Annotated in this window: 3 protein-coding genes and 1 tRNA gene; 1 reads left to right on the forward strand and 3 read right to left on the reverse strand. The window is 70.3% G+C overall.

The window, feature by feature from the left end; all coding sequences use genetic code 11:
* Positions 1–117 precede the first annotated feature (117 nt).
* The gene (locus tag LOY02_RS19065; RefSeq protein ID WP_317183939.1) at positions 118–579 is read left to right on the forward strand and encodes a MarR family winged helix-turn-helix transcriptional regulator; all 462 of its coding nucleotides are present in this window, start codon (positions 118–120) and stop codon (positions 577–579) included.
* 119 nt (positions 580–698) lie between these two features.
* Here LOY02_RS19065 and LOY02_RS19070 read toward each other — a convergent pair.
* The 3 genes from LOY02_RS19070 to LOY02_RS19080 form a co-directional block, all read right to left on the reverse strand.
* Positions 699–772, reverse strand: a tRNA-Gly gene (locus LOY02_RS19070).
* The gene (locus tag LOY02_RS19075) at positions 755–1,654 is read right to left on the reverse strand and encodes a hypothetical protein (RefSeq protein WP_317183940.1); all 900 of its coding nucleotides are present in this window, start codon (positions 1,652–1,654) and stop codon (positions 755–757) included. The genes LOY02_RS19070 and LOY02_RS19075 overlap by 18 nt, the downstream gene beginning before the upstream one ends.
* Positions 1,655–1,769: 115 nt before the next feature.
* Positions 1,770–2,652 (reverse strand): cell wall-binding repeat-containing protein (locus tag LOY02_RS19080; RefSeq protein WP_317183941.1); only part of this gene is annotated, 883 nt, incomplete at its 5' end.

The raw sequence follows: 2,652 nt of genomic DNA on the forward strand, positions 1-2,652 counted from the left end.
GTTGTGGAGATCGGGGCCACTCGACGGGGGTGGGGCCCTGACGAGGGGGCGCAGTTGTGGAGAGCGGGGCCACTCGTCATGAATGCCTGTCAAATAGTTGCATGTTAAACTACCTCTATGCACGCCCCGAATGTCATGACCGCCGAGCACGACCTGGTCTCCACGTTCGGCCTGCTCATGGAGGCCTACAACTCGCTGGAGAAGCAGCTCGGCGCCTCCCTCGAGGAGCGGGTCGGCGTGCCGCACCAGTGGTTCGAGGTCATGCTGCGGATCTCACGCGCCGAGGATGGCCTCGTCGCCATGGGCTCACTGGCGGAGCAGGTGGCGCTCACCGGCGGTGGTGTCACCCGGATGGTCGACCGCATGGTGGTCGCGGGCCTCGTCGTGCGCGTCCCGTGCGGCAAGGACCGCCGCGTCGTGTATGCCGCTCTGACGCCTGAGGGCACGGCGGTGCTCGAGAAGGCGGTCGCGGTGCACGACGCGAACCTGCGGAGTGTCCTCTCCGACTTCGCTGAAGCCGAGCTCGACGAGCTCGAGGCGACGCTGCTGCGCCTTCGGTCCGCGCGCCTGACCGCCTGAGGGCCGGCCCCGGCAGAAGGGGCCCTGTGCCGCCCAGCCGGCCCAGCGGCATACGGCATCGTCGTGTCGTTGGCCCGGAACGACGGAGGGCCCGGTCGGCTGACCGGGCCCTCCGCGCTTGGAGCGGGCGGCAAGAATCGCACTCACGTCTCCTCCCTGGAAGGGAGGTGTTCTGCTACTGAACTACACCCGCGGGGTGCGGGTCGATGTTAGCCGAGACGGGGTCCGAGACCGAATCCGGCTCGCCGAACTCGTCGTGCGGATCGTCCAGGTCCCGCGTGCCGACGGGGATGAAACCGAGCCGCTTGAGCAGACGAGGGCCGGGCTCGGCCCAGATCGGCCAGCCGCCCTTGGGCTCCTTGGCGGCGATCTGGGCGTAGAGCGCCTTGGTCATCTCCACCGTGACGTCGCCGTAGTAGCCGTCGGCGATCTGGGACTCCTTGAGCCGGTTCCTCGTGAGGATCCTCGTGCGCGTCTTCGCAGCGAGCCGCCTCCACACGATCACCTGGTAGCGCTTGACGTCGCGGTTCCTCCGGCCGTGCTTGAGGTTGGCGATCGCGATGGTTGGCTGGGGGGCGGGAGGCTTCACGCCGTGCTTCGAGCTGCGGTACTGCTTCCAGGTCTGGCGCAGGTAGGTCCGGTCGCCGTCATCGGGATCGTTGCCGGCCAGGCCGTTCTCGCCTGCGTACCACTCGCGCAGCTGGGCCCTGGCCTCCGGCGAGAGGTGACGGCAGTCCTTGAGGATCATGTGCAGGTGCGACGACCAGCTCTGTCTCAGCCATCGCCTCCGGGTCGGTGACCACCACGTCGGCTCGCGGATGTCGGCGTAGAAGCCGATCCGACGGGCGAGGCCCTCGAGCCGGAGTTTCTGCTGGGCGTTGAGCCGGCCGAGCGCCAGATCGACGTGGCCACCGCCGGACCCGGTTCCGGCAGAGGCGGTCTGGCCGACCTGGTAGGAGCCGAAGCCCTTGATGGGGGACACGAGGATGTCGTTGCCGGAGGTGCGTGCGAGCTCGTTGAGGGGCTCCTTCATGCAGGGGCAGATCGTCACCCCACGCCAGGTCGGATGGGCCATGGCTGCGACCTCCTGTGTCCACTGACATCGTGTCCCACGGGACCGGGGCGCGGCAGGCGAACGCCCCGATCGGTAGACGATCGGGGCGCTCGCGGTGATACCTCTGGCTCGCCGGTCAGGACGTGCTTGGCTCCTCGTAGTTGTAGAGGCGCTTGGCCACGGCCGTGGAGACGGCACCCGTGCCCCCCAGGACGATGACCCTGCGCGGCGCCAGGCGGAGCAGCTCGTTCGCGGTCACGCTCGGCAGGCTGTCCTTGCGAGTCAGCAGGACCGGCCCGCCGAGGTGGCCCCCGAGAGGTCCGCCCGCGAGTGCATCGGGGAAGTTCGCGCCCGTGGCGACGAACACCACCGGGACACCACGCGAGAACGTCCGCTTGGACGTCTCGACCGCCGTCTCGTACCGGTCGGCGCCGGCCACCCGGGCGACGGACGACGAGTACGACCGCAGCTTCGACACCACGGCATCCGACACCGCGGTGGGGCCGCCCAGCACGACAATGCTCGCCGGTGCGAGTCGTTTGAGCTCGTTGATGGTCGCGGTCGGCAGCGTGCTGGTCCCCGTCAGGAGGAGTGGCCCCCCTCGGAAGCCGCCGGCCGGGCCGCCCGCGAGGGCATCGGGGAAGGTGGAACCGGTCGCGACGTAGGCCACCGGAACGCCGGTGCCGAAGGTGCGCTCGGACAGCTCAGCGGCTGTCTCGTAGCGGTTCGTCCCCGCGATGCGGCTCGTCTTCGGTGCGAGGGTGGCGAGCTGGCCCGCCACCGTGCTCGAGACGGCGGTGGTCCCACCGAGGACGACGATCTCGGCCGGCTTGAGGCGCACCAGCTCGGCCTTCGTCGCCGCGGGGAGCGAGTCCTTCGCCGTGAGCAGGACCGGGCCGCCGCGATGCCCGCCTGCGGGGCCACCCGCGAGCGCGTCGGGGAAGCTCGCGCCGGTCCCGACGTAGGCGACCGGGACCCCGGGGCCGAACGTCGCAGCCGAGGCCGCGGCCGCGGTCTCG

The sequence above is a fragment of the Intrasporangium sp. genome (assembly GCF_032907665.1).
GTDB lineage: Bacteria > Actinomycetota > Actinomycetes > Actinomycetales > Dermatophilaceae > Intrasporangium.

Coding starts and splice junctions, on each gene's coding strand:
- LOY02_RS19065 (WP_317183939.1), top strand. CDS start 118: ATGCACGCCCCGAATGTCATGACCGCCGAGCACGACCTGGTCTCCACG.
- LOY02_RS19075 (WP_317183940.1), bottom strand. CDS start 1,654: ATGGCCCATCCGACCTGGCGTGGGGTGACGATCTGCCCCTGCATGAAG.